25 protein-coding genes and 1 tRNA gene are annotated in these 26,254 nt (G+C 71.1%); 16 read left to right on the top strand and 10 right to left on the bottom strand.

What is annotated here, in order from left to right:
- Positions 1-12: 12 nt before the first annotated feature.
- The 3 genes from ACFV88_RS16110 to ACFV88_RS16100 are packed head-to-tail and all read left to right on the top strand — an operon-like array spanning position 13 to position 2,937.
- A complete protein-coding gene (locus ACFV88_RS16110) occupies positions 13-1,200 on the top strand; it encodes a cupin domain-containing protein (RefSeq protein ID WP_385491140.1) in 1,188 nt (395 codons plus the stop codon).
- Positions 1,197-2,102, top strand: a complete 906-nt coding sequence (locus ACFV88_RS16105) for an aldo/keto reductase (protein WP_385491137.1) — start codon at positions 1,197-1,199, stop codon at positions 2,100-2,102. The genes ACFV88_RS16110 and ACFV88_RS16105 overlap by 4 nt, the downstream gene beginning before the upstream one ends.
- Positions 2,083-2,937: a hypothetical protein gene (locus ACFV88_RS16100; protein WP_385491134.1), complete on the top strand. Its 855-nt coding sequence runs from the start codon at positions 2,083-2,085 to the stop codon at positions 2,935-2,937. Before ACFV88_RS16105 ends, ACFV88_RS16100 begins: the two co-directional genes overlap by 20 nt.
- A 660-nt stretch (positions 2,938-3,597) precedes the next feature.
- Here the strand turns inward: ACFV88_RS16100 and ACFV88_RS16095 are convergent.
- Positions 3,598-3,685, bottom strand: a tRNA-Leu gene (locus ACFV88_RS16095).
- Positions 3,686-3,885: 200 nt separating this feature from the next.
- Positions 3,886-4,833, bottom strand: coding sequence for a beta-ketoacyl-ACP synthase III (locus ACFV88_RS16090; RefSeq protein ID WP_385491131.1), 948 nt, complete (start codon positions 4,831-4,833; stop codon positions 3,886-3,888).
- 234 nt (positions 4,834-5,067) lie between these two features.
- Here ACFV88_RS16090 and fdhD point away from each other — a divergent pair, with 234 nt between their 5' ends.
- The 4 genes from fdhD to ACFV88_RS16070 all read left to right on the top strand — a co-directional run bounded on the left by fdhD (position 5,068) and on the right by ACFV88_RS16070 (position 10,405).
- Complete coding sequence (fdhD, locus tag ACFV88_RS16085; RefSeq protein ID WP_385491129.1) at positions 5,068-5,910, top strand: formate dehydrogenase accessory sulfurtransferase FdhD; 843 nt, start codon at positions 5,068-5,070, stop codon at positions 5,908-5,910.
- A gap of 65 nt (positions 5,911-5,975) precedes the next feature.
- Positions 5,976-7,256, top strand: coding sequence for a hypothetical protein (locus tag ACFV88_RS16080; RefSeq protein ID WP_385491127.1), 1,281 nt, complete (start codon positions 5,976-5,978; stop codon positions 7,254-7,256).
- A gap of 320 nt (positions 7,257-7,576) precedes the next feature.
- Positions 7,577-9,409, top strand: a complete 1,833-nt coding sequence (locus ACFV88_RS16075; RefSeq protein ID WP_385491125.1) for an AMP-dependent synthetase/ligase — start codon at positions 7,577-7,579, stop codon at positions 9,407-9,409.
- Positions 9,410-9,568: 159 nt separating this feature from the next.
- Positions 9,569-10,405, top strand: a complete 837-nt coding sequence (locus ACFV88_RS16070; protein ID WP_385491123.1) for an aldo/keto reductase — start codon at positions 9,569-9,571, stop codon at positions 10,403-10,405.
- Between the two features lie 79 nt (positions 10,406-10,484).
- Here ACFV88_RS16070 and ACFV88_RS16065 read toward each other — a convergent pair whose 3' ends face one another.
- Positions 10,485-11,387 carry a class I SAM-dependent methyltransferase gene (locus ACFV88_RS16065; protein WP_385491121.1) on the bottom strand — a complete coding sequence of 301 codons (903 nt, stop codon included), beginning with the start codon at positions 11,385-11,387 and terminating at the stop codon, positions 10,485-10,487.
- Between the two features lie 336 nt (positions 11,388-11,723).
- Between ACFV88_RS16065 and ACFV88_RS16060 the strand changes: the two genes are divergently transcribed.
- Positions 11,724-12,569: a helix-turn-helix domain-containing protein gene (locus tag ACFV88_RS16060; protein WP_385491119.1), complete on the top strand. Its 846-nt coding sequence runs from the start codon at positions 11,724-11,726 to the stop codon at positions 12,567-12,569.
- Between the two features lie 229 nt (positions 12,570-12,798).
- Positions 12,799-13,749, top strand: coding sequence for a helix-turn-helix domain-containing protein (locus tag ACFV88_RS16055; RefSeq protein WP_385491117.1), 951 nt, complete (start codon positions 12,799-12,801; stop codon positions 13,747-13,749).
- Between the two features lie 34 nt (positions 13,750-13,783).
- Here the strand turns inward: ACFV88_RS16055 and ACFV88_RS16050 are convergent, their stop codons facing one another.
- Positions 13,784-14,434: a MerR family transcriptional regulator gene (locus ACFV88_RS16050; RefSeq protein WP_385491115.1), complete on the bottom strand. Its 651-nt coding sequence runs from the start codon at positions 14,432-14,434 to the stop codon at positions 13,784-13,786.
- 101 nt (positions 14,435-14,535) lie between these two features.
- Between ACFV88_RS16050 and ACFV88_RS16045 the strand changes: the two genes are divergently transcribed.
- The 3 genes from ACFV88_RS16045 (at position 14,536) to ACFV88_RS16035 (ending at position 16,729) form a co-directional block, all read left to right on the top strand.
- A complete protein-coding gene (locus ACFV88_RS16045; protein ID WP_385491113.1) occupies positions 14,536-15,540 on the top strand; it encodes a hypothetical protein in 1,005 nt (334 codons plus the stop codon).
- Complete coding sequence (locus tag ACFV88_RS16040; RefSeq protein ID WP_385491110.1) at positions 15,537-16,031, top strand: ABA4-like family protein; 495 nt, start codon at positions 15,537-15,539, stop codon at positions 16,029-16,031. Before ACFV88_RS16045 ends, ACFV88_RS16040 begins: the two co-directional genes overlap by 4 nt.
- A 173-nt stretch (positions 16,032-16,204) precedes the next feature.
- Positions 16,205-16,729, top strand: a complete 525-nt coding sequence (locus ACFV88_RS16035; protein WP_385491107.1) for a hypothetical protein — start codon at positions 16,205-16,207, stop codon at positions 16,727-16,729.
- Positions 16,730-16,789: 60 nt separating this feature from the next.
- Here the strand turns inward: ACFV88_RS16035 and ACFV88_RS16030 are convergent, their stop codons facing one another.
- From ACFV88_RS16030 to ACFV88_RS16010, 5 genes are all read right to left on the bottom strand, one after another.
- Complete coding sequence (locus ACFV88_RS16030; protein ID WP_385491104.1) at positions 16,790-17,215, bottom strand: OsmC family peroxiredoxin; 426 nt, start codon at positions 17,213-17,215, stop codon at positions 16,790-16,792.
- 97 nt (positions 17,216-17,312) lie between these two features.
- On the bottom strand, positions 17,313-19,127 hold the full coding sequence (locus ACFV88_RS16025) for a hypothetical protein (protein ID WP_385491101.1): 1,815 nt from the start codon (positions 19,125-19,127) through the stop codon (positions 17,313-17,315).
- On the bottom strand, positions 19,124-20,185 hold the full coding sequence (locus ACFV88_RS16020; protein WP_385491098.1) for an ATP-binding protein: 1,062 nt from the start codon (positions 20,183-20,185) through the stop codon (positions 19,124-19,126). Before ACFV88_RS16020 ends, ACFV88_RS16025 begins: the two co-directional genes overlap by 4 nt.
- 1,105 nt (positions 20,186-21,290) lie before the next feature.
- Entirely contained in the window at positions 21,291-21,482 is a 192-nt protein-coding gene (locus ACFV88_RS16015; RefSeq protein ID WP_385491096.1) for a DUF397 domain-containing protein, read from the bottom strand.
- Positions 21,479-22,309, bottom strand: coding sequence for a Scr1 family TA system antitoxin-like transcriptional regulator (locus ACFV88_RS16010; protein WP_385491232.1), 831 nt, complete (start codon positions 22,307-22,309; stop codon positions 21,479-21,481). Before ACFV88_RS16010 ends, ACFV88_RS16015 begins: the two co-directional genes overlap by 4 nt.
- Before the next feature lie 104 nt (positions 22,310-22,413).
- Between ACFV88_RS16010 and ACFV88_RS16005 the strand changes: the two genes are divergently transcribed.
- From ACFV88_RS16005 to ACFV88_RS15990, 4 genes are all read left to right on the top strand, one after another.
- Positions 22,414-22,671: a hypothetical protein gene (locus ACFV88_RS16005; RefSeq protein ID WP_385491093.1), complete on the top strand. Its 258-nt coding sequence runs from the start codon at positions 22,414-22,416 to the stop codon at positions 22,669-22,671.
- The gene (locus tag ACFV88_RS16000) at positions 22,668-22,937 is read left to right on the top strand and encodes a hypothetical protein (RefSeq protein ID WP_385491090.1); all 270 of its coding nucleotides are present in this window, start codon (positions 22,668-22,670) and stop codon (positions 22,935-22,937) included. Before ACFV88_RS16005 ends, ACFV88_RS16000 begins: the two co-directional genes overlap by 4 nt.
- Positions 22,938-23,428: 491 nt before the next feature.
- A complete protein-coding gene (locus ACFV88_RS15995; RefSeq protein WP_385491087.1) occupies positions 23,429-24,289 on the top strand; it encodes a radical SAM protein in 861 nt (286 codons plus the stop codon).
- Positions 24,290-24,301: 12 nt separating this feature from the next.
- The gene (locus ACFV88_RS15990) at positions 24,302-25,444 is read left to right on the top strand and encodes a methyltransferase domain-containing protein (RefSeq protein ID WP_385491085.1); all 1,143 of its coding nucleotides are present in this window, start codon (positions 24,302-24,304) and stop codon (positions 25,442-25,444) included.
- A 474-nt stretch (positions 25,445-25,918) separates the two neighbouring features.
- Here the strand turns inward: ACFV88_RS15990 and ACFV88_RS15985 are convergent, their stop codons facing one another.
- Positions 25,919-26,185: a GntR family transcriptional regulator gene (locus ACFV88_RS15985; RefSeq protein WP_385491083.1), complete on the bottom strand. Its 267-nt coding sequence runs from the start codon at positions 26,183-26,185 to the stop codon at positions 25,919-25,921.
- Between the last annotated feature and the right edge of the window lie 69 nt (positions 26,186-26,254).

The raw sequence follows: 26,254 nt of genomic DNA, 5'->3' as shown, positions 1-26,254 counted from the left end.
GGAGCGCCCACGTTGCTTGATGCAGCCTCGTGGGCGGGGCGTCTGGGCGGGGACACGTTCCTCGCCCAGACGTACCACCGCTCCTACGCACACTTCCCCAGGGTTGCCGACACGGCGGGCCTGTTCTCCTGGGACGACCTGAACCGAATCATCGCCACGCAACGGCTGGAGCCGCCCCGGCTGCGCCTTTCGGTCGACGGCGAGATGGTCCCCCTTCACCGCTACGCCATCCCGACCACGAACCGCCGTGCGGTCACGTGGTCCCGTATCCAGCCGTCCGACTTTCACGCGCAGCTCAGGGACGGGGCGTCGCTTGTCCTCGATGCGGTCGAGAAGATCCACCCCGCCGTGGGGACGGCTGCTGAGGGGCTGGAACGCTTCCTGGGGACTTCCGTGCAGGCCAACGTGTACGCCTCATGGACCGAGCGGGAGGGCTTCGGCCGGCACTGGGACGACCATGATGTCGTCGTCGTTCAGTTGCATGGCTCGAAGCGGTGGCGCCTGTGGGGAACGACCCGTGAGGCGCCCACCTTCCGGGACGTGGAGTCGCCGGAGGAGCCGGAGGGTGAACCGATGGCGGACCTCGTTCTGTCCCCGGGTGACGTGCTCTACCTGCCGCGTGGCTGGTGGCACTCGGTCACTGCTGACCAGGGGACGGAATCCCTTCACCTCACCTTCGGCATGGTTCCGCACACGGGCGCTGACCTGATGCTCTGGGTCGTCGATCAGCTTCGGGCGTCCCTCGCGCTGCGCAGGGACATTCCGCGCTTCGGCTCGCTGGGGGAGCAGTCGGACTTCATCGATGCGGTACGCCGTGAGGTGGCCGAGATGATGACGGACCCCCGCCTCGTGGAGCGGTGGGCGGAGTCGATCGACACGACTGACCTGGGCCACGCGATTCCGTCCCTGCCCTACGTGGACGGGCTCCCCGCGCGGAGGGAGGTCATGGTCAAGCTCATCACTCCGAGGGGCCACCTGACGCCGAAGCCCGCAGAGGGCACGGTCACCCTCTCGGCGGCCGGTACCGCGTGGGACTTCGCCGACTCCGCAGCGCCCGCGCTCGGCACGCTGCTGACCAACCGGCCGACCACGCTCGGCGAACTCGCCGACTCCGCCGGACTGGAGATCAAGAAGGTGGCCGAACTGGTCTCCGTCCTCATCGACGGCCATGCCGTCGCAGTCGTGGGTACGGCTCTGTGACCGCCGCACTCTCCCTGGGCACATACCGCGTGCGTGCCGTCAGCCAGGCGGCACGCACCGCCCTGGCTGCCGGTAGCCCCTGGGTGGACACGGCACCCAACTACGCCCATGGTCGGGCTCATGAGGAGCTGCGCCCACTCCTGGAGGAGTACCCGACCGTGCGGGTAGCCGCGAAGACGGGGTTCTTCACGGCGGAGCAAGGCCGGACTGCCCTGGCTGAGGGAGTACTCACCGAGGAGGGGGCAGCCGGTAGGCACAGCCTTGAACCGGGCTTCGTTCGGTGGCAGACGAAGCGTTCGTTGGCCGCGCTCGGTCGGGTGGAACTGGCGTTCGTGCACAACCCCGAGCACCACGGGAACGGCCTCGACCGTGCCGCTCTGCACGGGCGGGTGCGGAATGCCTTCGCCGCGCTGGAGGAGTTCGCCCACTCGGGCAGGATCGGCGGGTACGGCGTCGCCACATGGTCGGGCCTGACCTCCGGAGTGTTCAGTGTTCCCGAGCTACTCGCGCTCGCCCGGCAGGCGGCGGGTTCCGCCGAGCATCACTTCACGGGCTTGCAGATGCCTGTGAGCCTGGTCATGGACGGCCCGATCACACAGTCCCTGAACGGCGGTGGGCCGCTCGTGCAGGCGAAGGACGCAGGGCTGATCACGTTCGGCTCCGCTCCCCTGCACGGCGGTGAACTCCTTGATGCCATGACACCCGAACTGGTGAACCTCATCCGCCCCGGCCTGTCGGCCGCAGCCGCTGCCATGCTCGCTGCCGGATCGTGCCCCGGCCTCGATGTCGTCCTGACTTCCGCGAGTACGCGCGAACACTGGGACGATGCGGCGAAGGCTCTGGCCGCGCCCCTGACAGCCGAGGAACTGAGGAGGGTGACCGATGAACTCGCCGCTGAATAAGGACGTGCAGACCCTGATGGAGGCCGCCCACGACCGAGCGGCCAAGGCGCTGGGCCTCACCTGCACGGGTCCGCTGGCGTGGGGGTTTCTCGGCGTCACCCTCGGACGGCGGGCGGGAGACCGGTGGCTACGGGTTAGCCGGACGGCGAAGCGCAACGCGGGCAGGAAGGAGACGGAGGGCGTTCTCGGGGCCTCCCTGCGGGTGCCCGACGCCGTCCCGCACCCGCGCCTGCACGAGGTGCACGACTGGACTGACGGAGAGTGGGCTTTCGAAGCGGAAGTCCTCGACTACGTCACGCAATCCATCGTGTCCCCGGATCGAGCTGACATCGACCACGACCCCGGGTTGCCTGACGAGTGGTGGGCTGATTTGCGCCGAGCCCTTGCCCTGCTCGCTGGAGTGGAAGGGGCAAAGGTCACCATCCGGGACGGCTGGGTCGAACGGGCCTTCCCCCAGTTCCTCGGCGTCCCGGCCCCCGTCATAGTGGAGCGGGTGACCGGTCACGGTGACCTGCACTGGGGCAACCTCACGGCCGCCCCCCTGTGCCTGCTGGACTGGGAGCGCTGGGGCCTGGTGCCCTTCGGCTACGACGCGGGGCTCCTCCACGCGAACAGCTTGCTCGTGCCCGACGTAGCTGCCCGCATCCGTAAGGAGTTCGCGCCGATACTCGACACTCCGGCTGGTCGAATCGGGGAACTCGCCGCGCTGGCGGAGATGCTGCAAGCCGTGGCCCGTAGCTGGTACCCCGACCTCGCGCCCCTCCTGGTTGCCCGAGCGGAGGCACTCACGGGAGTGCGCCCGCCCGTTCCGGTGCACTCCGAGGTGAGCGTCTGACCGTGTGGCTGTGCGCCTGCCTCAGGCGTTGTCGGCAAGGTGGCGGGGGTGCCCCTGTGCACTCCGAGCGCCTTGGCAATGGCGGTGGCTCTCCCTCCCTTGCCGTACCGGGCGCGGGCTACGGCTAGCTTGTCGTCGTCCATCACGGACGGGCGTCCGCCGACGTTGCCCTTGCGGGCGACGGTGTCGAACTCCTTCCAGCGCCTTCTCCCGGATGCCCTCCCGCTCGACTTCGGCGGCGACGGCTAGACGGCGAAGACGATGGCACCGGCCCCTCAAGTGGCAGAAGGAACGCCGGGACGCGGAGCGGGAGCGGCTCGGGGATCTCTGGGTGGACCATGACCTCGTGTTCGCCCGCGACGGCTTCAAGCTCTACCGGGGCGAGGCAGGCGGACCACAGGACCCCGAGAAGGTGTCGGCCCGCTGACACACGGCACCCAACCGCCTGCACCTTTCGGGGAACTTCCTCGCCGGGCTACACCATGGCGCGGTACGGCAGGCGTCGCGCCGAAGGGACGAAGAAGCTGGCCGCTTCGAGCGCCAGCCGTATCGGCCTGCCATCCCCGCTCTGACCAGGAAGTCCGCTGGGCCATTGGTCACGTGGCTGGTCACGCCACAGCCCGGAAAAGCAAAAAACCCCAGATCAACTGGGGTCTTAGCTGGTGTCCGAGGGGGGACTTGAACCCCCACGCCCGATAAAGGGCACTAGCACCTCAAGCTAGCGCGTCTGCCATTCCGCCACCCGGACCGGTGTGGTGTTCGCGAGGTGTTCCCCGCGGCGACATGGACAACAATACCAAGGTTTCGGAGTGCGTTTCACCCACGTATCCGCAGGCCCGAGGGGTGGGAGACGGTCAGCGCCCAGGCCGTCACATCACGTGACCGCCCGTCACCGGCAACCGGTTCCGGCCCCCCGGAACGCACCTGCGCACCCCTGGTCCGACGGGGTCAGGGGCAGTGGACGACCTGTCCCGCGTACGAGAGGTTCCCGCCGAAGCCGAAGAGTAGGACGGGCGCCCCCGACGTGATCTCCCCGCGCTCGACGAGCTTGGAGAAAGCGAGCGGGATGCTGGCCGCCGAGGTGTTGCCCGAGTCGACGACATCGCGGGCGACCACCGCGTTCACCGCTCCGATCCGCTCGGCGAGCGGCTCGATGATCCGCAGGTTCGCCTGGTGCAGGACGACCGCCGCGAGGTCGGCGGGAGCGATGCCGGCGCGTTCGCACGCCTGCCGAGCCAGCGGCGGAAGCCGGGTGGTGGCCCACCGGTAGACGCTCTGGCCCTCCTGGGCGAAGACCGGGGGGGTGCCTTCGATCCGCACCGCATTGCCCATCTCCGGCACCGAACCCCACAGCACCGGACCGATCCCGGGCTCCTGGCCGGGGGCGCAGCGCTCCACGACCGCCGCGCCGGCGCCGTCGCCGACGAGGACGCAGGTGGTGCGGTCCGTCCAGTCCGCGATCTGGGTCATCTTGTCGGCGCCGATGACCAGGGCGCGGGTGGCGGCCCCGGCCCGCACCGTGTGGTCGGCGGTGGCGAGTGCGTGGGTGAAGCCGGCACAGACCACGTTGAGGTCGAGGACCGCGGGGCCTGGCATGCCGAGGCGGGCGGCGACCCGGGCGGCCGTGTTCGGGGAGCGGTCGATCGCGGTGGAGGTGGCGACCACCACCAGGTCGACGTCCGCGGGGGTCAGACCGGCCGCGGCGAGGGCCTTGGCCCCGGCGTGCGCGGCCAGCTCGTCCACGGGCTCCTCGGGTCCGGCGATGTGCCGGGTGCGGATGCCGACGCGGGAGGTGATCCAGTCGTCGCTGGTCTCCACCATGCCCGCAAGGTCCTCGTTGGTGAGGACGCCGGCCGGCTGGTAGTGACCCAGCGCCGCGATGCGCGTGCCCTGCAAGAGTCCCCCTCGGGTTCCGGTGAGATCACGGAAGTTCCAGTCTGGGGAGCGACCCGCCAATATGCGGACGAGTAAAGCGACAGGAATCGGCCGTACGTCTTGTTGGCTCCGATCATGACCCCAGGCCGGCGGTCGCCCGTCGTGCGGAAGAATGACGGGACGGCACGGGCGGAACGGGCCCGGGTCACGGCTCCCGAGCCACGGCCGCTACGCAGAGAACCAGGACGGTTACACATGGGACGGGTCACCGAGCGCCGACGGGTCGTCCGCGTGCGGGACGGACGGGTGGACCGCCGGCCGGACACCCTGGTCGCCGAGGAACCACTGGAGATCCGGCTGAACGGCAAGCCGTTGGCGATCACCATGCGGACGCCCGGCGACGACTTCGCGCTGGCAGCGGGGTTCCTGGTGAGCGAGGGGGTGCTGGGCTCACCGGCGGATCTGCGCACGATCGCCTACTGCGCGGGCGCCACCGCGGACGGCGGGAACTCGTACAACGTGGTGGACGTGCAGCTCGCCCCCGGTGTGCCGGTTCCGGACATCACCCTGGAACGGAACGTGTACACGACCTCGTCGTGCGGGCTGTGCGGCAAGGCCAGCCTCGACGCGGTGCGCACCCATGCGCGGTGGGCCATCGCCGACGACCCGCCGCTGCGGCTGTCCCCCGCGCTGATCGCGGAGTTGCCGGAGCGGCTGCGGGCGGCGCAGCGGGTGTTCGACCGTACCGGCGGGCTGCATGCGGCGGCCCTGTTCGACGAGGACGGGGAACTGCTGGACGTGTGTGAGGACGTGGGGCGCCACAACGCCGTCGACAAGGTGATCGGCCGGGCGCTGCGGGCGGGCGGGCTGCCGCTGTCCCGCGCCGTGCTCCTCGTTTCGGGTCGCGCCTCCTTCGAGCTGGCGCAGAAGGCCGTGATGGCGGGGATCCCGGTGCTCGCGGCGGTCTCCGCGCCCTCGTCCCTGGCGGTGGACCTCGCGGACGAGGCGGGGCTCACCCTGATCGGCTTCCTGCGGGGGTCGTCGATGAACGTGTACGCGCACGACCGTCGGGTGGCGTTGGACGATCCGGCGCCCTGACCGCCCGGGGTGGGGGCCGGTCGCACCGTGGACCCGGGCGGTCCGCGGCGACTAGCGTCGCCCCCGTGTCCTTCGCCCCCGGGCAGCCGCAGGTGCGTGCGGCTCGGCCCCGTCGTCCGGTCCGTGCCGTCGCGGGCGCGGCGGTGGCGCTCGTGGTGCTGGTCGCCGGCTCGGTGTGGGCGCTGCGGGACGGGCGCGGCGCGCGGGACGGCGCGTCCTGTTCTCCGCGCACCGTGGCGTCCTGGCGCCCGGACCCCGCGGTGACCGGGGAGTTCGTCCGGTACGGCGACGACACCTCGCGCGCGGACGACTGGACGGGCGGGGACGGCACCCATGCGGTGCGGCTGCCGGACGGACGGGTGTTGTGGCTGTTCTCGGACACGTTCCTCGGGGAGGTGCGGCCGCCGCCGAACCCGGTGGGCCAGCCGCACGCGTGGCGGGAGATGAGCGCGCCCGCGGTCCGCAACAGCGGGGTGCTGATGTCGGCGTCGGGAACGCTGGAGCGGACGTTGCCCGCACCGCTGTTCCCCGACCCGTTGCGGGGTCGCTGGCGTTGGCCGGTGGCCGCGCAGGTGGAGCCGCGGACCGTCGGCTCCACGGAGCGGGTGGTGCGGGTGCTGTTGTGGACGCGGGACCCGGGACGGTCGCCGTGGATCTACGGGGTGCCCGCCGCGACGGAGGTCGCCACGCTGTCGTTGCCGGACCTCAGGGTCGAGGAGGTCGTGACGGTGCTGGACCAGACGTCGGTTCCGGACCCCGCCGAGCGGGTGCTGTTCGGAACGGCGACCGTCACGGACGGGGAGTGGACGTACGTGTTCGGCGGGGACGACGGCCGCTCGGCGCTCGGGGGACGCGCGTACGCGTACGCGGCCCGGGTCCCGACGGGGCGGCTCGCGGAGCCCGGCGCGTGGCGGTACTGGGACGGTCGTCGCTGGAGTGCGCGGGCGGCGCCGCGTCCGGTGTTGGGGGACGGGCGGACGCAGGGGGTGGGCAGTGCGTTCACCGTGGTCCGGGACGGGGACACGTACACCCTGCTCACCATGGCGTCCGGTGCCGAGGGGCTGACCTCGGTGGCGGGGTACTGGGCGTGCTCGCCGACCGGTCCCTGGCACGGCCCCGTGCGGGGCTTCACCCCGCCGCTGCCCGAGGACGCGGGCGGCGGCCGGGGGCTCGCCGCGTACAACCCGCGGGCCCATCCCTCGCTGGGCGGCGGGGGCGGGCTGCTGGTCAGCTACGACGTGAACTGGCTGGACGCCGCGGCGGGCGTGGCGCACACGGAGGTCAACCGGAACGTGGCGCTGTACCGGCCGCGGTTCCTGCGGGTGCGGCTGTCGGCCGGGGAGTGACACCGCGGACGACTGCACGGCGGCGGGCACGAACCGCACGCCCGGTACGGCCGCATGCCCGGTACGGACCCGCACCGGTGGTGGTCGTGGTGACGGCGTGGTGATCGGACGGAAGCCGTGGCGATCCGGTGCAGATCGCGCCGTCGGGGCCCGGTGGAGGGCCACGATGTGGGTGCGGGCGAGGGCAACGGGCTCGCCCGCACGGACGGTCGGCGCCGCCCGGGACCCCCGCCGGAAGGGGGGTACGACGCCCCCTCCCGCAGGGCGTTCGGGTGGGGTACGGTCGCGGCGCCGTGGGAGAGCCGCCACAAGGAGCCCAGTTGCGCGAGTTCGCCAGCCCGCCGTTGCCCGAGGTGTCGCCGCCGCTCGTGGGCGGTCTCGCCGACTCCGTCTTCGCGTGCGCCCGCGCCGATCCCCGGCACGTGGTGCTCGCCCGGCAGGAGGAGCCGGGCACCTGGCGCGACGTCACCGCCGCGGAGTTCCGTGATGAGGTCACGGCGCTCGCCAAGGGCCTGTTGGCGGAGGGCGTCCGCGCCGGGGACCGGGTCGCGATCATGTCCCGGACCCGCTACGAGTGGACGCTGTTCGACTTCGCGCTGTGGACCGTCGGGGCCGAGGTCGTCCCGGTCCACCCGACGTCGTCGGCGGAGCAGCTCCTGTGGATGCTGCACGAGGCCGGGGTGGTGGCCGCGATGGTCGAGCACGAGGACCATGCGATGACCGTGGCCACCGTCATCGACCGGCTGCCGCGGCTGCGTCGGCTGTGGCAGCTCGACGCGGGCGCGCTGGGCGAGCTGTACGAGGCGGGGGCGCACCTGGCGGACGACCTGGTCGACCGGCACCGCAGGCTGGTGCGTCCGGAGTCGATCGCGACGGTGGTGTACACGTCCGGCACCACGGGGCGCCCGCACGGCTGCGCGATCACGCACGGCAATCTGATGTTCGAGGCTGACACGATTTACCACGGGTGGCGGGAGGCGTTCCGGCCCCGGCGGGGTGGCGCGCCGTCGACCCTGCTGTTCCTGCCGCTGGCGCACGTCTTCGCTCGGACGGTGCAGGTGGCGGCGGTCCGCGGAAGGGTGCGGTTCGGTCATCTGCCGGAGCTGGACGGGCCGGGTCTGCTCGCCGGGCTGGCGACGTTCCGGCCGACGTTCCTGCTCACCGCGGAGTACCTCTTCGAGCGGATCTTCCGGGCGGCCCGTCGGCGGGCCGAGCGGGAGGGCGGGCTCGCCCGGTTCGAGAAGGCGGTGGCGACGGCGGTGGCCTACGCCGAGGCGCTGGAGGCCCGGGCGTTCGGGACCGGCCCCGGACCTTCCGCGGCCCTGCGCGCCCGGCACCGGTGGTACGACCGGGCGGTCTACGCCGAGCTGCGTCGGGCGCTGGGCGGGCGGGCCCGGTGCGCGATGTCGGGCGGTGCGGCGATGGAGCGTTCGCTGGGGCTGTTCTTCGCGGGCGCGGGGATCACGGTGTACGAGGGGTACGGGCTGACGGAGACGACGGGCCCGTCGACGGGGAACCGTCCGGGGCGGGTGCGCTGCGGGACGGTGGGACCGCCGTTGCCGGGTACCCGGGTGCACATCGCGGCGGACGGCGAGGTGTGGCTGCACGGTCCGCACGTCTTCCACGGGTACCTGGACGACGCCAAGGCCACGGAGGCGGCGCTCCTGGACGGTTGGCTGGCCACCGGTGACCTCGGGACGCTCGACGCGGACGGCCATCTGACGATCACGGGCCGCAAGAAGGAGGTCCTGGTGACCGCCGGCGGCGGGAGCGTGTCCCCGTCCCCGTTGGAGGACCGGGTGCGGGACCATCCGTTGGTCGCGCAGTGCATCGTCGTGGGCAACGACCGCCCGTACGTGGCCGCGCTGGTCACCCTGGACGCGGAGGCGGTGGCCCACTGGCTCCGGATGCGGGGCGGGGCGGTGCCGCCGGTGGCGGAGTTGGTCCGCGATCCCGATCTGGAGGCCGAGGTGCGCCGCGCGGTGGTCACCGCGAACACCCGGGTGTCGCCGGCCCAGGCCATCCGCACCTTCCGCATACTCGCCCACCGGTTCACCGAGGAGCACGGGCTGCTCACGCCGTCCGGCAGGCTGAAGCGGGCGGCGATCGAGCGGGCGTACGCCGGTGAGGTGGAGGCGCTGTACCGGGTGTGAGTGGCGGGTGGTGACCGTGGGGACACAGTGAGGTGTGGGCACCCCGGGAACGGGAATGCGGCCCGGCGAACGGAATGCGCCGGCGGACGTGATCGTTCACGATGGAAGGACAGCCCGTACGCGCCAGCGAACACCCACGACGCGAAGGATCGAGAATCCGTGAGCAGCAAGGTCCCCCCGATCATCCTGAACAACGGCGTCGAGATGCCCCAGCTGGGGTTCGGTGTCTGGCAGGTGCCGGACGACGAGGCCGAGCGGGCGGTGGCCACGGCCCTTCAGGCCGGGTACCGCAGTGTGGACACCGCCGCGGTCTACGGGAACGAGGAGGGTACGGGCCGGGCCCTCGCTTCCTCGGGCATCGCCCGCAAGGACCTGTTCGTCACCACGAAGCTCTGGACCAGCGAGCAGGGGTACGACGCGACGCTGCGCGCGTTCGACGCCTCCCTGGAACGGCTGGGCCTGGAGTACGTGGACCTGTACCTGATCCACTGGCCGGCCCCGGCCCTGGGCAAGGCGGTCGACACCTACAAGGCGTTCGAGAAGATCCATGCGGACGGGCGGGCCACGTCCATCGGCGTGTCGAACTTCCTCCCGGAGCACCTGGAGCAGTTGCTCGACGCCACGTCGGTGATCCCGGCCGTCAACCAGATCGAATTGCACCCGAGGCTCCAGCAGCGGGCCGCCCGGGAGTTCCACGCGGAGCAGGGCATCGCCACGGAGGCGTGGTCGCCGCTGGGCCAGGGCAAGGGGTTGCTCGACGTGCCGGCGATCGTCGCGATCGCGCAGAAGCACGGGCGCACCCCCGCGCAGGTGGTGCTGCGCTGGCACGTCCAGCTGGGGAACGTGGTGATCCCGAAGTCGGTGACCCCGTCCCGGATCGTCGAGAACATCGACGTGTACGACTTCGAACTGGACACGGAGGACGTCGCGGCGATCGGCGCGCTGAACGAGGACCGCCGGTTGGGTCCGGACCCGGCCGACTTCAACGTGACCTGAGCCGTCCGGCGCCCTCAGCGGCGCGCCGCGGCCCGTACTCCCGCCCCGGGTTCAGGTGCCCCGGGGCGGGTTCCGTGCGTCAGGCGGGCGCGGCGACGGCCGTGTGCACGGTCTGCGCCGACAGCAGGAAGGCGTCCGGCCGTCGGGCCAGCCCCTCGGGGGCGTCGGGGTCGAGGAGCCGGTCGAGGGTGGCCAGGTCGTCCGCGTCGAGGACGTCGGTCACCATCTCGCGACGGCGTCGGACGGTGTCGATCACGAACTCCCGGTCGCCGTCGGACAGCGGGGCGGGCCGGTCGAGGAGGAAGGTGCGGCTGGCGCTGTGCTTCAGCCCGGTGGCGGCCAGCAGTGCGGCCCAGTCCTCGGTCTCCCGGATGGAGCCGGGCAGTTCGGCCCGCATCGCGGAGAAGCGGTCCTGTTCGGCGGCGTCGATGCGGCTCCAGAGACCGGGGCGCCCGAATCCGACGTCCCGGGGCAGTACGCGCGTGGGCAGCCCGCCCTCCAGCAGGGCGACGACTCCGCCCGGCGCGACCCGCTGCGCGATCGCGGCGAGCGCGGCCCGCTGGTCCCCCACGTGGTGCAGCGACCGGCCGAGCCAGACCAGTCCGGCGGGTTCCAGGTCGCCGAGGCCGTCCGGGAGCTGTGCCCGGTGGGTCCGGACCCGCTCCGCGAGTCCGGCGCGCTCTGCACGCTCCCGGGCGCGGGCGAGCAGGAACTCCTCGGGGTCGACGGCGCTGACCACGGCGTCCGGGAACTCCTCGGCGAGGAGGCAGGAGACGACTCCGGGGCCGCTGCCCACGTCGAGGATCCGGTCCGGCGCGGGGTGGGAGGCGGCGATCCAGCGGGCGATCTCGCGGTACTGGGGCGCGGCCGTCTCGCCCTCCCGTTCGAGGTGCGGGGCGAGCTCCGTCCAGTCCATGGTGTGGGCGTGGTGGTGTCCGCCGTGCTGGTTCGCAGGGCCGTGCCGGTGCGGTGCGTGCGGCATGGGTCCGCCTTCCGTTGGGTGCGCGGGCGGCGGTGCGCCCACAGTGGCGCCCGCCGTACGGTCAGGGTGCGCGCGGGGAGCGTTGCGGAGCCACTCCCGTTGCCGATCCGGCAAATCTGCTTCCTGCGGGGGCTGCCCGGCTCGGCGCTCGGGGCGCCCACCCACCCTCGGGTTCGGCGGGGACGGCCGCACGCCGCACACTCTGGCGTGATCGCGCCACTACCGCCCGTTTCCCCACCAAATGATGCGACTCCTCCTTGCCGAAGGGGTCACAGGTGCGGCCACAGCGGCCCATCTGGTCACTCACCGGGCGCGCCCGTCGTCTACCTTCGGAGCATGACTACCGCACTGCCCGCCGCGCCCCGGTCCCTCCGTAGCGACTCCCCCGGCTCCCCGGCAGCGCGCGGCGTGGGCCCACTGTTGCGCGACTGGCGGGAGCGGCAGCGGGTGAGCCAGCTGGAACTGGCACTGCGCGCGGGGTCGTCGGCGCGTCACATCAGCTTCGTGGAGACGGGGCGTTCCCGTCCGAGCGAGGAGCTGATCCTGCGCCTGGCGGACCATCTGGACGTCCCGGTGCGCGAGCGCAATGCGCTGCTGCTGGCGGCGGGTTACGCGCCGCGGTTCCCGGAGACGTCGATGGACGATCCGGCGTTGGACGGTCTGCGCGAGGGACTGGAGCGACTGCTGACCGGCTACGAGCCGTATCCGGCGCTGGTGGTCGACGCCACGTACGACGTGATCGCGGCGAACCGGGGCATCACGATGCTGCTCGCCGGGGTTCCGGAGCGCCTGTTGGTCCCGCCGTTGAACGCGATGCGGCTGATCCTGCACCCGGAGGGCGTCGCCCCGCGCATCCGCAACCTCCGCGAGTGGCGCGGGCACCTGTTGGAGCAGATGGAGCGTCAGATCGCGCTCGACCGGTCGCCGGCCCTGCGGAACCTGTACGAGGAGGTGGCCGCGTATCCGGTGCTCAACGAGGGCGTACCGGCGGCGCACGGGGCCACCCATCCGTACTTCGCACTGCCGATGCAGGTGGAGCACGACGGTCGGGTGCTGTCGTTCGTGTCGTCGATCTCGACCTTCAACACCCCCATGGACGTGACGGTCGCGGAGCTGGCGATCGAGACGTTCCTCCCGGCAGACCGGGCCACCTCCGACTACCTCCGGTCGCTGGAGGATTGACGGGGCGTCACCTTTCGAGGGCGTTCCCCGCCGACCGGACGGGTTCGTGTGACTTACGCCACCACCCAGGGCCGTAGTCCGTCTGTTCTCTTCCCGAACGCCCGGTTCCCACCCGACGCCGGGCGCGTCACCGGAACGTCACTTTCCCTGTGAACGACGGACTGGCCCCGCCGCGTAGCCACGACATGACACACTGCTCACGTTTGTTCGGCACGTGGGGAGGCGTGACGTGAGTGAAAGGCGCGCCGCGCCGACCGTCGGACAGGTCGTCCTCGGCAAGCGGCTCAAGGAACTGCGGGAGGCCAAGGAGCTGACCCGCGAGCAGGCGGCGGCCGAACTGCGGGTCACCGCGGCCACCGTCCGGCGGATGGAGACCGCCGAGGTGGCGTTGAAGGTGCCCTACGTGCACGTGCTGCTGGGCATGTACGGGGCGTCCGCGGAGGAGGTCGACGGCTTCCTGTCCCTCGTCGAGGAGGCCAACCAGCCGGGCTGGTGGCAGCGGTACCACGACGTCCTGCCCGAGTGGTTCAGCCTCTACGTCAGCCTGGAGGCCGAGGCGCGGCTCATCAGGTCGTACGAGCCGCACTTCGTGCCGGGCATCCTCCAGACCGACCACTACGCGCGTGAGGTCATGACGGCGGGCACCATCGGGCACACCCGCCCCGAAGAGGTGGAGCGCCACGTCGAGCTGCGCATCGACCGCCAGCAGTTGCTGGCCAAGCCGGACGCCCCGCATCTGTGGATCATCATGGACGAGACGGTGCTGCGCCGTCCGGTGGCGGGACCCGAGGTGATGGCCGAGCAGATGGACCGGCTGCTCACCGCCGCCCGCGCCCCCGGGCTCACCCTCCAGATCGCCGAGTTCCACAACGGACCCCACCCGGGAACGTACGGGCCCTTCTCCCTGTTCCGGTTCGCCCAGGCGGAGTTGCCGGACATGGTGTACTGCGAGTTCCTGACCGGGGCGCTGTACCTCGACTCGCAGATCGAGGTGGCCAACCACCTGGAGGTCCTGGACCACATGTCGGCCCAGGCCGCCTCCACCGACCGCACCCGGGAGATCCTGCGGGAGGCCCGCGACGGCTACCGGGCGCAGGCGAAGGAGCAGGCGTTCCGCGCGGAGGCGGAGGCCCTCGACGCCGACCGGTGCGAGGCGGGCGCGCAGCACCACCCCGCCTAGCGGGGGCCGCCCCCGGGCGCGGCAGACCCGCAGCTCAGGTGGTTCCGCCCCCGTACTGGCGGGTGGAACGGTCGATCTGCGCCAGGTTGCGCAGCGCCGCGAACATCGCGTCGCCCATGACGGTGCCGACGATGACGCTCTCCACCAGTTCGTCGAGCACGCCCCGGGTCGCCACGAAGTCGAGGTCCGCCCGGGCGACCAGTTCGGCGGCCCCGGCGTAGTCGTCGAGTACGGCCGTGAAATCGCCGAGCCCCACGCGTTGCAGCGCCGCCAGGGCGGCGGCGAGAGCTTCGAGGCCCGGGCAGTCGTCGTAGACCAACCAGCCCCGGCGGGCGATCAGTTCGTCCACCTGACGGCGGGCCGCCGTGAGCACTCCGTCGTCGTCGGCCTGTCCGTCACCCGTGGGCAGTCGTTGCACCAGCAGGTCGGAGGCGGCGCCCAGGACGCTGTGCACCGACCGGCCGGGGTCGTCGACCGCCGCCAGGACGTCCCGGATGGCCGCGATGCGCAGCCCACCGACGTCCAGCAGCGCCCGGATCAGCCGTAGCCGGTGTTCATGGGCGTCCCCGTAGTCGGCCTGGTTGCGACTGGTCAACTCGCCGCCGGGGAGCAGCCCTTCCCGCACGTAGTACTTGATCGTCGGCACCGGGACCCCGGTCCTCCTGCTCAGCTCGCCGATGCGCACGACCCGCCCGCCCTTCCGCCCTTGCGTCTCACACCCCCCATCCTAGAGAGTGTCCCCGACAGATAGCGGATAGCGCTACTATCCATCGAACGGGATCCTCCATGTCTTCCTGGCGCTCCTGGCACCGCCCCCTGCTCCTCTTCGCCGCATTGATGATCGTGACGGGCATCGGCTCCGCGGTCGGCCTCCTCGTCGACGACCGCACCCTCACGGGCTCCCCCATCTGGTTCAAGCCCTTCAAGTTCTCGCTCTCGCTGATGATGTACGCGCTCTCCCTGGCGTGGACGCTCTCCCTCGCCACCCGCGCCCACCGGCTCGCCTGGTGGGCCGGTACCGTCGTCGCCGCGGCCGGCGCCGTCGAGATGGTGATCATCATCGGCCAGGTCTTCCGCGGGAAGATCAGCCACTTCAACCGCGAGACCCCCTTCGACGCCGCCCTCTACGACATCATGGCCGTCACCATCGTCGTGCTGTGGACGGGCGCGGTGACCATCGCCGTCCTGCTCTTCCGCTCCCGCATCGAGGACCGCGCCGCCGCCTGGACCCTGCGCTTCGGTTCCCTGCTCGCCGTGATCGGTGCCGCCCTCGGCTTCCTGATGCCCCAACCCACCCCGGAACAGCGGGCCGCTGCGGAGAACGGTCCGGTCGACGTCGTCGGAGCGCACAGCGTGGGCGTGCCCGACGGCGGACCGTCGATGCCCCTCACCGGTTGGTCCACCACCGGCGGCGACCTCCGCATCCCGCACTTCGTCGGGATGCACGCCCTCCAGGTGCTGCCACTGCTGCTGCTCGCCCTGGTGGCCCTCGCGCCTCACCTGCCCCGGCTACGGGACGAAACCGTGCGGCTGCGGCTGGTGTTCGCCGCCTCGGGCACGTACGCGGCGGTCCTGGTTCTGATCACCTGGCAGGCGCTGCGCGGCCAACCGCTCCTGGAACCCGACACCGCCACCCTCGCGGTCGGTGCCGCCGTCGTCCTGGGCGCCGCCCTCGCCGTCGGCGTCTCGCTCGGCTCCACGCCCCGCACCCGCCCCGGGGCGACCGACACCCCACCCGACCCGACCGCCCCGCAGCGGAACGGGCGCACCCACGAGGAGACTTCGGCATGACGGACCTTCTGTTCGACCTCGCCTTCTGGTGCGCCACCCCCGTCTGGCTGCTGATGATCTTCGCTCCTCGCTGGAGCGTGACGGTGCGTGTCGCGTCCTCGCCGCTGACGGCGCTGCCGATCCTCGTCGTCTACACGGTGCTCGTCCTGCCGGTCCTGCCCGAGCTGTGGGCCCTCGTCACTTCGCCGACCCTGGAGGGGATGCACGAGCTGACCGCGCTCGCCGACGGTGCGGGAGCCGTCTGGGCGCAGATCATCGCCTGGGACCTGTTGATCGGACAGTGGATCTTCCTGGAGGCCCGCCGCCTGAAGATCAGCCCCTGGGTCACCGGCCCGTTGCTGGTCTTCGCCATCCTCCTGTCACCGTTCGCCCTGCCGGTCTTCCTCCTGCTGCGCGCGGTGCGGATGCGGGGCGCCTCCGACGGCACCACGGACGGGAGCCTGCCGGTCGGTGGACGCCATCGCGAGTCCTCCCCCACCGTGCCCGGATAGGTGACGAACGGCCCCCGGGCACCCCGAGCGCAGTGATCCGGTCAACACCGGGGGGGTATTCACGCCGATCCCGTGCGGTCGGTGGCGCCCGGGGCCGCTCCGGGCGCAGCATCGACGGCGACCCCGTGTGCGGAATGGCGGTTCCGCGGCGATCCCCGTCGTCCAGGAGAGCCATGTCCACCGCCGCCGTCACCGCGCCGCCCACCTCCCGGTTCCTGATCATGGCCTCGGGCTGCTCCACCGCGCCCAAGGGGCCGGAGGTGTCGGGAGTCGGGGAGTTCGCCGGCCGCCAGCTCGCGGTGATCGACACCGGGGCCTCCGCGGTGCAGTGCGTCCCGCTGATCGCCCGGCGGGCCGCGGAGCTGACGGTGTTCCCGCGCACCCCGGTCTACGCGCTGCCCACGCCGAACCGGCCGCCGACCGGCGCGGAAGTCACCGCGCGCAAGGCCGAGTACCCGGAGTTCCGGGTCGCCCCGCGGTGTTCCAAGAGCGGCTCCGTGCTCGCCGTGCCGACCCGCTCGGCGCTGGAGGTGACGGCCGAGGAACGCGACGCCCGCTACGAGGCGGCCCGGTACACGGGCGCGAACGTGCCGGGAAAGCCGCGCGGGTTCCTCGCGTACCCCGGCGGCGCCGACGTGTACCGGGAACGGTGCGACGCGGTGGCCCGGGACGGGTACGCCGGGTTCACCGTCCACTGACCCCCCGCGGGGTCCGGGGGCGGTGCCGTGGCCCGGCCGGGTCACGGCACCGCCGTCCGGTCAGGCCAGCTTGGCCGAGAGGGTGATCGTCGTGCCGGTGAGCGCCTGGCTCACCGGGCAGTTCTTCTTGGCGTTCTCGGCCGCGGCGACGAAGGTCTCCTCGTCGACGCCCTCGACCTCGCCCTCCACCGTGAGGTGGATGCCGGTGATGCCCTCGCCCGGCTGGAAGGTCACGTCCGCCGAGGTCACCAGCTTGGTGGGCGGGGTGCCCGCACCGGCCAGGCCGTGCGAGAGCGCCATCGAGAAGCAGCTGGAGTGCGCCGCGGCGATCAGTTCCTCGGGGCTGGTCTTGCCGTTCGCCTGCTCGGAGCGGGACGGCCACGACACCGGCTGCTGGCCGATGCCGGAGGAGTCGAAGGTGACGACGCCGTTCCCCTGGAGCAGATTGCCTTCCCACACGGTGTGCGCGGAGCGCGTGGTTGCCACGTTAGTGCCCTTCCTGACGGTCATCTGAGGCCCCGTCGCCGGGACCCCCGTACCCCCATCCGATCACATTCCGGGGGCCGGACGCGCACCCGACCGTTCAACGGACCCGGAAGACCGGTCCGCCCGGCCGGAACGGGAGGCCCGCGCCCTGCGGAATCAGGTAGGCGTGTTCGCGCCGGACCCGCAGCACCTCGCACCGGGCGTCCGTGATGATCAGCAGGGGCGCGCTCGCGGGGAAGTCCCGGGCCCGGCCGAGCAGGTCGACGGCCGGTTGGAGGGCGGTTCCGCCGCGCCCGGTGACCCGGACCCGGCCGGCGATCTCCTCGACGGGCAGGTACCCGGCGTCGTGCGGGGCCGCATCGCAGAACACCACCCGCGCGGCGGGGACGTCGCGGGCCGCGGCGTACGAGGCGATGGCGCCCAGCGCCTTGCCCAGCAGGACCCGGCTCATGGACCCCGAGGTGTCGAGGACGACCCCGAAGGTGCAGCGGGCGACCTCCTCCGGCGGGTACCAGCGGCCCGCCCGCGGGATGTCGGGGGTGGACGCCTGTCGGCGGGACGGGCGGGCGAAGCTGCGCACCGGCTCCGGGCGGGACACGAACACGTCGAACCAGCGGGCGAGCCGGGCGTCCCAGGGCAGCGGCGGGTGGCTCAGCGCCCGGATCTCCTCGACGAGCCCGGCGGGCAGCAGCCCCCGGTCCTGGTACCCGTGCAGGTCGAAGCCCTGGACCAGGGCGCGCCGGTAGAACCCGTCGAGGTCCACGTAGTCACCGGGACCGCGGCCCAGCGGCTCGCCGAGCACGTCCCCGCGGCCCCTGCCTCGCAGCGTCGACAGCCGCCGCAGCCGCCGCAGGTCCCCGGCGATCCGGTCGTAGACCTCCTCGGCCGACAGGCCCGCGAGGTCGGCGTCGTACAGCAGCCCCTCGGGCATCTCACCGACGTCCATGTCGCGCAGCCAGCCGTTGACGACGTAGTCGGCGGCCACGTTGAAGAGGTACGGGTCCCGCCCGCCGATGCGGTCGCCGTGCCGCAGGGCGGCGTGCAGCATCTCGTGGGCGAGGACGAACCGCCACTGCTCCTCGGTCAGGTGCGTCAGCGGGTTCACGTAGACCTCGCCCGCCGTCGCGTTGACGGCGGCGATCGCGATGTCATGGGTGCGGGCGAGTTCGGCGTCCGCGACGACGGTCATCCCGGCGGCGATCCCGCCGAGCAACGGGTAGGAGGAGACGAACCAGTTGAGCGCCCGGTGCCAGGGACGGACCACGGGGTCCGGGTCGGTGAAGGAGGTCCGGTGCCCGCCCGCCACGTCCATGGCGACGGACACCCCACGGGTGAGGGCCCGGGCGAACGCCTCCCGCCAGTCGGTGGGCCCCGGCTGCCAGGAGTGGTCGGGCCAGGGGACCAGGAGCTGGTCGGGAGCGCCACCGCCGGTGCCGCAGTGCTCGTACGCCGCGGGCAGGCCGTCGCGCCGCCAGCGGGCGGCGAGTTGCTCTTCGTCGCCGCCGGGCCAGCTCGCGGGGAGGTCGTCGGGGGCGCGCCCGCAGGGGAACGTCTCCTGGAAGCGGTTGACCACCGCGCAGCGGGCCGCCAGGTCGAAGCGGTCGGGCTGGACCCGGCTGCCGGTCGCCGCCGGTACGTGGCCGAACCCGAGGTGGATCACGCAGTGGGCGACGGCCCAGGCCCAGTCGGCGGGTTCGGCGCGCCGGGTCGGGTGGACGTGGAGGGTGCCCGAGGAGTCGATGCGGCACAGCCCGTGCTCGGGGTGGTCGCGGCACTCCTTGCTCCGGCACACGGTCGGCTCCAGGGCGCCCAGCGCGGGATTGCCCAGGGCCAGGCGCAGCCCGGCGGTGAACGCCTCGGCGGCCGGGTCCGCGGCGGCCTTGCCCTTGCGGTCCGCGCCGCGGCGGCTCACCGTCGGGCCTCCACCAGCCGCGGCATGTCGCGGGCCGCCTCGATCAGGAACCAGGCGGGCAGCACGGGCTGTCCCTCGGCGTCGTCGGCGATGACGGCCTGGGCGACCTCCACGGAGATCTCCGCCAACTGCACCAGCAGCGTCTTGGCCCGGTACGCGGTCTGGCGGCCCGCCTCCGACACGTGCTCCTTGCTCGCGGGCAGCTCCTTGACGAGCCGTCCCCGGAACGCCTCGGCGAGGTAGTAGAGGAGGTCGCGGTCGGCCTGCCCGCGCGGCCAGGAGGCGTCGCCCTTGAGGATGGCGTCGATGCCGTACGCATGCCGGACGATCTTCACATAGCCGCAGAACGCGACGGCGTGCGCCGGGGAGAGCGTGCCGTGGGCGATGACCTTCAGGGTGTCCTCGTCGAGGGCGGGCCCGAAGGAGTGCAGGGCGTCGGAGAGCATGTGCCAGGAGCGGGGAGTGGAGAACGGCTCCTCGGTCTTCGGCGGCGCGGACCACAGGTGGTCGGGGCGGTCGGTGAGGTGGTCGAGCACCCAGGAGTGGATGCCGTGGGCCGCGGCCCAGGCCAGCCAGTCCGTCGCGGACGCCTGGAGGTGGACGTGGGTGAGCCGGTTCAGCAGGGCGGACGCCATGGGGCGGGCCAGCGCGTTGTCGGTGGCCCGGTTTCCCGCGCCGATGACGATGGATCCCTCGGGCAGTTCGTAGCTGCCGATCCGGCGGTCGAGGATCAGCGAGTAGAACGCCTTCTGCACGTCGGGCGTCGAGGCGTTGAGTTCGTCCAGGAAGAGGCAGTACGGCTCGTCGCGGGCGATGGCCTCGGGCGGGCAGAACACGGACCGTCCGTTGCGGATCTGCGGGACGCCGATCAAGTCCTCGGGGGCGAGTTGGGTGCCGAGCAGGCTCACGCACTCCAGCCCCAGGGACCGGGCGAACTCCCGTACCAGCGAGGACTTGCCGATGCCGGGCGCTCCCCACAGGAACACGGGGCGCACCGTTGCGAGGCCGAGCAGCAGTTCGGGTATCCGGGCGGGGGTGACGGTCACGGCGGGCTGCACGCGGGGCTCCTGGGCTCGGGGCGCGGACGGTGCCCAGTTTGCGGGCCCGCTGGGTCCGCCGCAGCTGAATATGTTTCCTGCGGGTGCGTCGTGGCCGTTCGCGCAGTTCCCCGCGCCCCTGGGGGTACGTCCTGGCGGACGTGCGCTCTCCCTGGGGGTGCGCTCGGGACGGATGCTTAACAGCACATTGCCGCCGGACCTCGCCAAGATCGTTAGCCACCGCCGGGCCGCAGGGTTCGCGGTGGTGCCGGCAGAGCACGTGACCGCAGGCGGAGCCCTGCCGAAGAAGCACGCAGTTGGCCATGGGGGCGGCCGGTCCGTCCTGATCGCCTACCCGGGCAGCCAGCGCCGGGGGCCCCGGTGTGTGAGGAGCTGAACGGGTTCGCAACGTCCACGGTGCTCAGCGACGGGTTCGCCCTGCCTGGGCCCCGCCACGGGAGGCGATCTGCGTAAACCTTCTCCACTTCCTCAAGGGGGCGCCTACGGCGCCCCGCCGTCAGGCGCCCCACCGAGCTGCGGCCTGCGGCCGGTCTCGACGGACGCCACGGCGGACACGCCACCCCCACTGGAGCAGAAGAGGTTCGCGTTCGTCCCGACCGGCCGTCTGGCATGCCCGCGCCGATCGTTCCGACGCCGAAACCCAGCCTCACCCACCGCGACCCCGCCCGCGCCCCCGGAGGCTCACCATGGACTCTCGCCTCCAGCCCGGACGTGCCACGGCCGACATGCCTGCGGATTGCGGCTCAGACCGGCATCGCTGAGCGGTATACGTGACACCCCGGCAGCCGTCCGCGGCTGGAGCCCAAATCCTGTAGACCAGGCAGCGGGGAGAGGGGGGTGGGCAGCCCCGGTGACGACGCCGGGCGCCAGGCGCACGCGGGGCCGGGCACCGTACCCACGCCGTCCCGGGGTACGGCACGCGAGGCGACCGCACCACCGGCCACGGTTGCGGGGGAGCGGCAGCTACCGCGCAGTGGCTCAGGCCGGATAGCTATCCGGCCCTACAACTAGTCGAGGGAGAGGGCGTTCGACTACTTGAAGGCTCCAAGCGCAAGAGCCCCGCCGTTCCGGAGAGTAGAACGGCGGGGTTCGGGGTCGTGCGCTACTACAGGTTCGCGGACCGAGCGAGGGTGACCAGTCTGGCGAACGCGGGGACGGACACGTTCAGCACCGGGCCGTTCGGGTTCTTGCTATCCCGGACGCGAACGATGCCTGTTGCGACCGCGTGCACGGGGGCCCACTCGACGCACTGACCACCGTTCTCGCTGAATGATGATTTGAACCACTTGGTCGTCACGGGGTGCCCTTTCGTAACTGCCGGATCATGGCCAAAGATGCAGGTCGGGACAGTGCTTCGGCCTGAAGTTGATGGTAGTCCGTCAAGATGGGCAACACTGATGCAGTGTCCCGCTCAAGGTCGCCCCTATTCGCAGACTCCGCGTAGGACATGAGCGTCCGATCCGGCATGGTCAGGATCGTTACCGGCAGCGTCATCGGACGACGGTCCCCAATGCTGAACGGAGCAACCTGAAGCACAGTGTTGGGTCGCTCCGCGAACTCCAGTAGACGCGTGAACTGTGCGTCCATCAAGGTGTCATCTCCGACAGGCCTAAGAAGGCAACTCTCGTCAAGGACCACGAAGATCGTTGGGGGTGGGGTACGGGCCAAGGACGCTTGGCGCTGAGCAACAAGGTCGACCCGTTCGTCAGCTTGTTCGCGCAACGCGACACCTCGCCTCACGGCGCTATCCCCAAGTGCTGCTGCATACTCCGGCGTTTGAAGCAACCCCGGGATAACTCCCACCTCGTACAGCCTGAACTCTGCCGCTCTCGATTCGTGCCCTAGGTAGTCCTGGAACCCCTCCAGAAGTGCCGTCTGTCGCACAGCGAGACTCAGGCGCTCGAACATGTCTCCGGTCCCGAAGACCCCGTCAACCCGTGTTGCGAAACGGCGAGTTGGCGAACGACGACCAATTTCAACCGCGGAAACGTGCGATCCGGTGCACTTAAGCAGCTTCCCTAGTTCCGCCTGAGTCCAACCCTTCCCGTCCCGCAACCTGCGTAGACGTGCCCCGAACGCCGCCCCGGGGCCGCTGTCAGGGTCTAGTTCCCGGCGGTTAACCATGATCACTCCTATGAAACAACCAGTCTGCAACAGTTGAACAACGCCACGAACGTAGTCCACTCTGACTCACCCCGGTAGTCATCGCACTACGGAGAGGAGTTGCCGTGTCCCGGGAGAACGTAGCGGAACCGATGCCCCAACTTGGTGTTGGTGAACTTGCGTACGACACCCGCAAACGAGCCCTCGGCGTGGTCATGGCTACGGACACCTCCGGGCGCTACTCCCTTCGGCCGCCCCGGGGTGGAGTTGAGTGGGACGCGCTGTACGAGGACGTTCGTCCGGCCACCGTGACGGACCAGTTGCGGCCCGCGCTGACCGAGGTCAACACCCGTAGCAGGTACGGGGGTTCGGCGTGGGGGTGAGCAGGCTGTTCCGGCACGTCACTTGGACGTTGAGACGGTTGGAGTTCTGGGGGGTCGGCGCGCACATCCAGTGCGTGTCGGGGACCCCGCAGTGCGGCGCCACCTCACCCGCGGAGCAGCGGACGCCGGACGGTGTGCTCACGTGGGCTGAAGAGCACCTGCGCCGGACCGGCCACCGACGCTACGACCGGGTCCTGTTCGACACCGTTCAGTGGGACCCGCCCGAGGACGTCGACCCGCGCACCATCAAAGGAGTGACCACGTGAGGCTCGGTCCGTACTTGGCCGCTCTGTTCTTTCTCTTGGGATTCCTCTGCACGTCAACCCTGCTGGCACTGCTGGTCCTGTACCAGCCCTGAGAACGTCCGCCCCCTGAATACCCGGCCACTTTCGTAACGCGGGTTCATCATGCGGGGCGGCAACCGGTGGCCCGCCTAGCCCTTGCTGGGGTTGGGTTGGGCGGGCCACCCCCATACCCCCGCTCCGTGTGGCGGTGCCGCACGGCACCGGGGAGAACATGCGGAGCGGTACCCCTCGCGGGCCGGTGCCGAACACATGGGCCTGCGGGAAGAGGGGCAGGCATTGCCCGCCCCTGGCCCCGGTCGCCACCGCCACCCCGCCCCGGCGGCCGGGGCCCCTGATCTCCGTTCCTGCCGGGACCTCCGATTCCGTGTCCCCCACGGCGGACCCCGGCAGGGGCGGGCACCACCAGCACCGCCGTACCGAACCGATCCGACACCGACTCTCGGAGAGACGCAATGACGCTGGCCATCGAACCGCCCGCCCGCGCGCTGCCCGGTATCGCCATGCTCGAACTGGAGATCACCGGAAAGTGCCAACTCACTTGCTCACACTGCCTGTCGGAGTCCAGCCCGCAGGCTTCGCACGGCGCTATGACCCCCGCTGACTGGCGCCGAGTGATCACGGACGCCGCTGCACTGGGCATCCCGCGCATCCAACTCATTGGAGGGGAACCTACCGTTCACCCGCAGTGGCGGGTGTTCGTCGACCACGCGCTGTTCCTCGGACTGGACGTCCAGGTGTACTCCAACCTGTTCAACGTGGCTGCGTCCTGGTGGGACACGTTCGAACGGCGCGGGGTGACCCTGGCGACCAGCTACTACAGCGACACCCCCGCCGAACACGACAAGATCACCGGCAAGCCCGGTAGCTACCACCGGACCCGCGCCAACATCGAGGAAGTGATGCGGCGTGAGATCCCGCTGTACGTCGGGATCGTGGACGTACTCGATGGGCAGCGCGTCGCTGAAGCGCGTGCCGAGCTGGAGTCCATGGGAGTGCAGCGGATCAACACGGACCGGGTGCGTGCGGTCGGTCGCGCCATGCTGCCCGGAACGAGGCCGACGCTGGACGAGATGTGCGGCCGGTGCACCCGTGGACGGGCTGCCGTACTTCCGAACGGTGATCTCGCCGGCTGCGTGCTCGCCCGGGACTTCCCGTGTGGCAACGTCCGGGCAACCAGTCTCGCCGAGTTGCTCAACGGGGAAGAGTGGTCATCCCTCAGCGCGAGGATTCCTGCTCCCCGGGCCGCTTGCTCGCCGGATGACTCCGGCGACTGCGACCCTGCCAACACGGAAGCGTGCGGTCCCGCCTACTAAGAAAGGTCCGGCATGGATTGGCAGCAACACGCCGAACGTCTCGCGGACAAGGTGACCGATCCGGATTCACGATGGGTCGCACCGGTCGCAAGGACCGCCCGTCATGAGCTGGTCCCGCGTTGGTGGGAGCGGAACGAACACGGCGGTTGGTCTCTTCGTATCGGAGCGGACAGCCACGACGCGTGGATGCAAGCGGCCTACTCGGACCGGTCGCTGATCACCCGAGTCGGGGCGCGTCATGCCGACCACGCCGACCCCGGCGACCAGGCCGAGGGGCTGCCTACGTCCTCGGCAACACTGCCCAGTCTGGTTGTGCGGATGCTGCGCCACGGACGGCTCGGGAAAGGGCACGATCTGCTGGACCTCGGCACCGGGGCGGGGGGGTTGACTGCGTATGCCGCTCACCGGCTCGGCAGTGACCATGTGACCAGCGTGGACGTAGACCCCTATCTGACCGATGCGGCAGCCGAACGTCTGGCACCGATGGGGTTCCGGCCCCGTTTCCTCTCGTTGGATGCCACGGCGGAGATTCCGGGGACGTATGACCGGATCATTGCGACTGTCGGGATGCCCGCTGGTCCGGGGCTCCGGCCGATGCTCGGCGCACTCCGCGAAGGCGGACGGCTCGCAACCACGCTCGGCCGTACGTCTCTGATCATCACCGGGTGGAAGCACGCCAACGGGGACGTGATCGGCGTGGTTGAGCGGGACATGGCCGGGTTCATGCTCACCCGGTCCGGCCTCGACTATCCGCCCGCACTCGTCAAGGTGTTCGCCCTCGCCCGGGAAGCGGACGGGGACGATACCGGAACGGGCCGGTATCCCGTGGTGGACGTGTCAGCAGCGTGGGAAGTGCGTTCCATGCTGGAAGTCACCATGCCCGGTGTGGAAACCGGGTACCAGACCAGCGGACGGACGCGCACCGCCTATCTCGTCCATCCGGACGGATCATGGGCCCGTGCGTCCGCCGAGTGGACCGACTCGCCCACTGTGCACCAGGGCGGACCACGGCGTTTGTGGGACGCAGTGGAACGCATCCGAACCCGGTTGCTGGCCGAGGGCGGGTTGCCCCTGTACGGCGCTCAGGTACGCATCACACCGGACGGTGTCATTCATCTATCCCGTGGCCGGTGGGAGGCGACCATGGGGGCGTGAGGCACCCGGTACGACCAACCCCGGTCCGCACCCTTGTGCAGGATGCCGTTCCTTGCGAACGGTGAGGGTGCCACGCCCCGCCCGTGTGTTCCTCCCGTGGCACATGGGCGGGGCTCCCTCGCCTCTTCACCCGGAGACCTGATCATGTACCACTGCAACGCCGTATCCCGAGCACCCTGGGCTGACATAGCCATGGACCAGCGGGAACCCTCGGCGTCAGAGCTGTATGACCAGCTCGTGTGTGAACTTGCCCGGGGGCACCAGGGCCCCCATGTCGACTACGTCAGCGAAGTTGGACACGACCCCGCTGCTCAGGTGTGGGCCACGTGGGCTGACTCCTGCACGTACCTAATCGCCCCGCCGTGCGAAGCGTCAGACAGCACCCTCGCCCGCGACGAGCGGTTGCCGTGCACGCTGCCCGCCGGGCACCCCCTCGGGCACACGTGGGAAATGGTCGACCACCTGAGTGGCTAGCTACACGTCGCCCTGGTCGCCCTTGCCAGCGTCCAGCACGAAAGAGCCCTTGCCCCACTCGGTGTAGACGAGACCCCGTTCCCGAAGTTCCTTCACCGCCCGCCGTGCGGTCATCGGGGCTACCCCATGTGTTGCGGACAACTCGGATTCCGAGGGGATTCGATCACCTGGCCCGTACGTCCCCGCCTCTATCTCTGCGGTCAACGCGTCCAGCACCCGCATGTACGGGGCACGAGTGCGGTGCGGATCGCTCGGAGTCTCAGGCATGACCCGAGCGTAGACATCGGGCCACCGACCACGCGACTTAGGTGGGTGTAGGAGTAGAGGACTTAGAGG

This window comes from Streptomyces sp. NPDC059816, assembly GCF_042732055.1.
GTDB lineage: Bacteria > Actinomycetota > Actinomycetes > Streptomycetales > Streptomycetaceae > Streptomyces.
The sequence above is the reverse complement of the archived record's forward strand: the minus strand, read 5'-3'. Positions and strand labels throughout refer to the sequence as shown.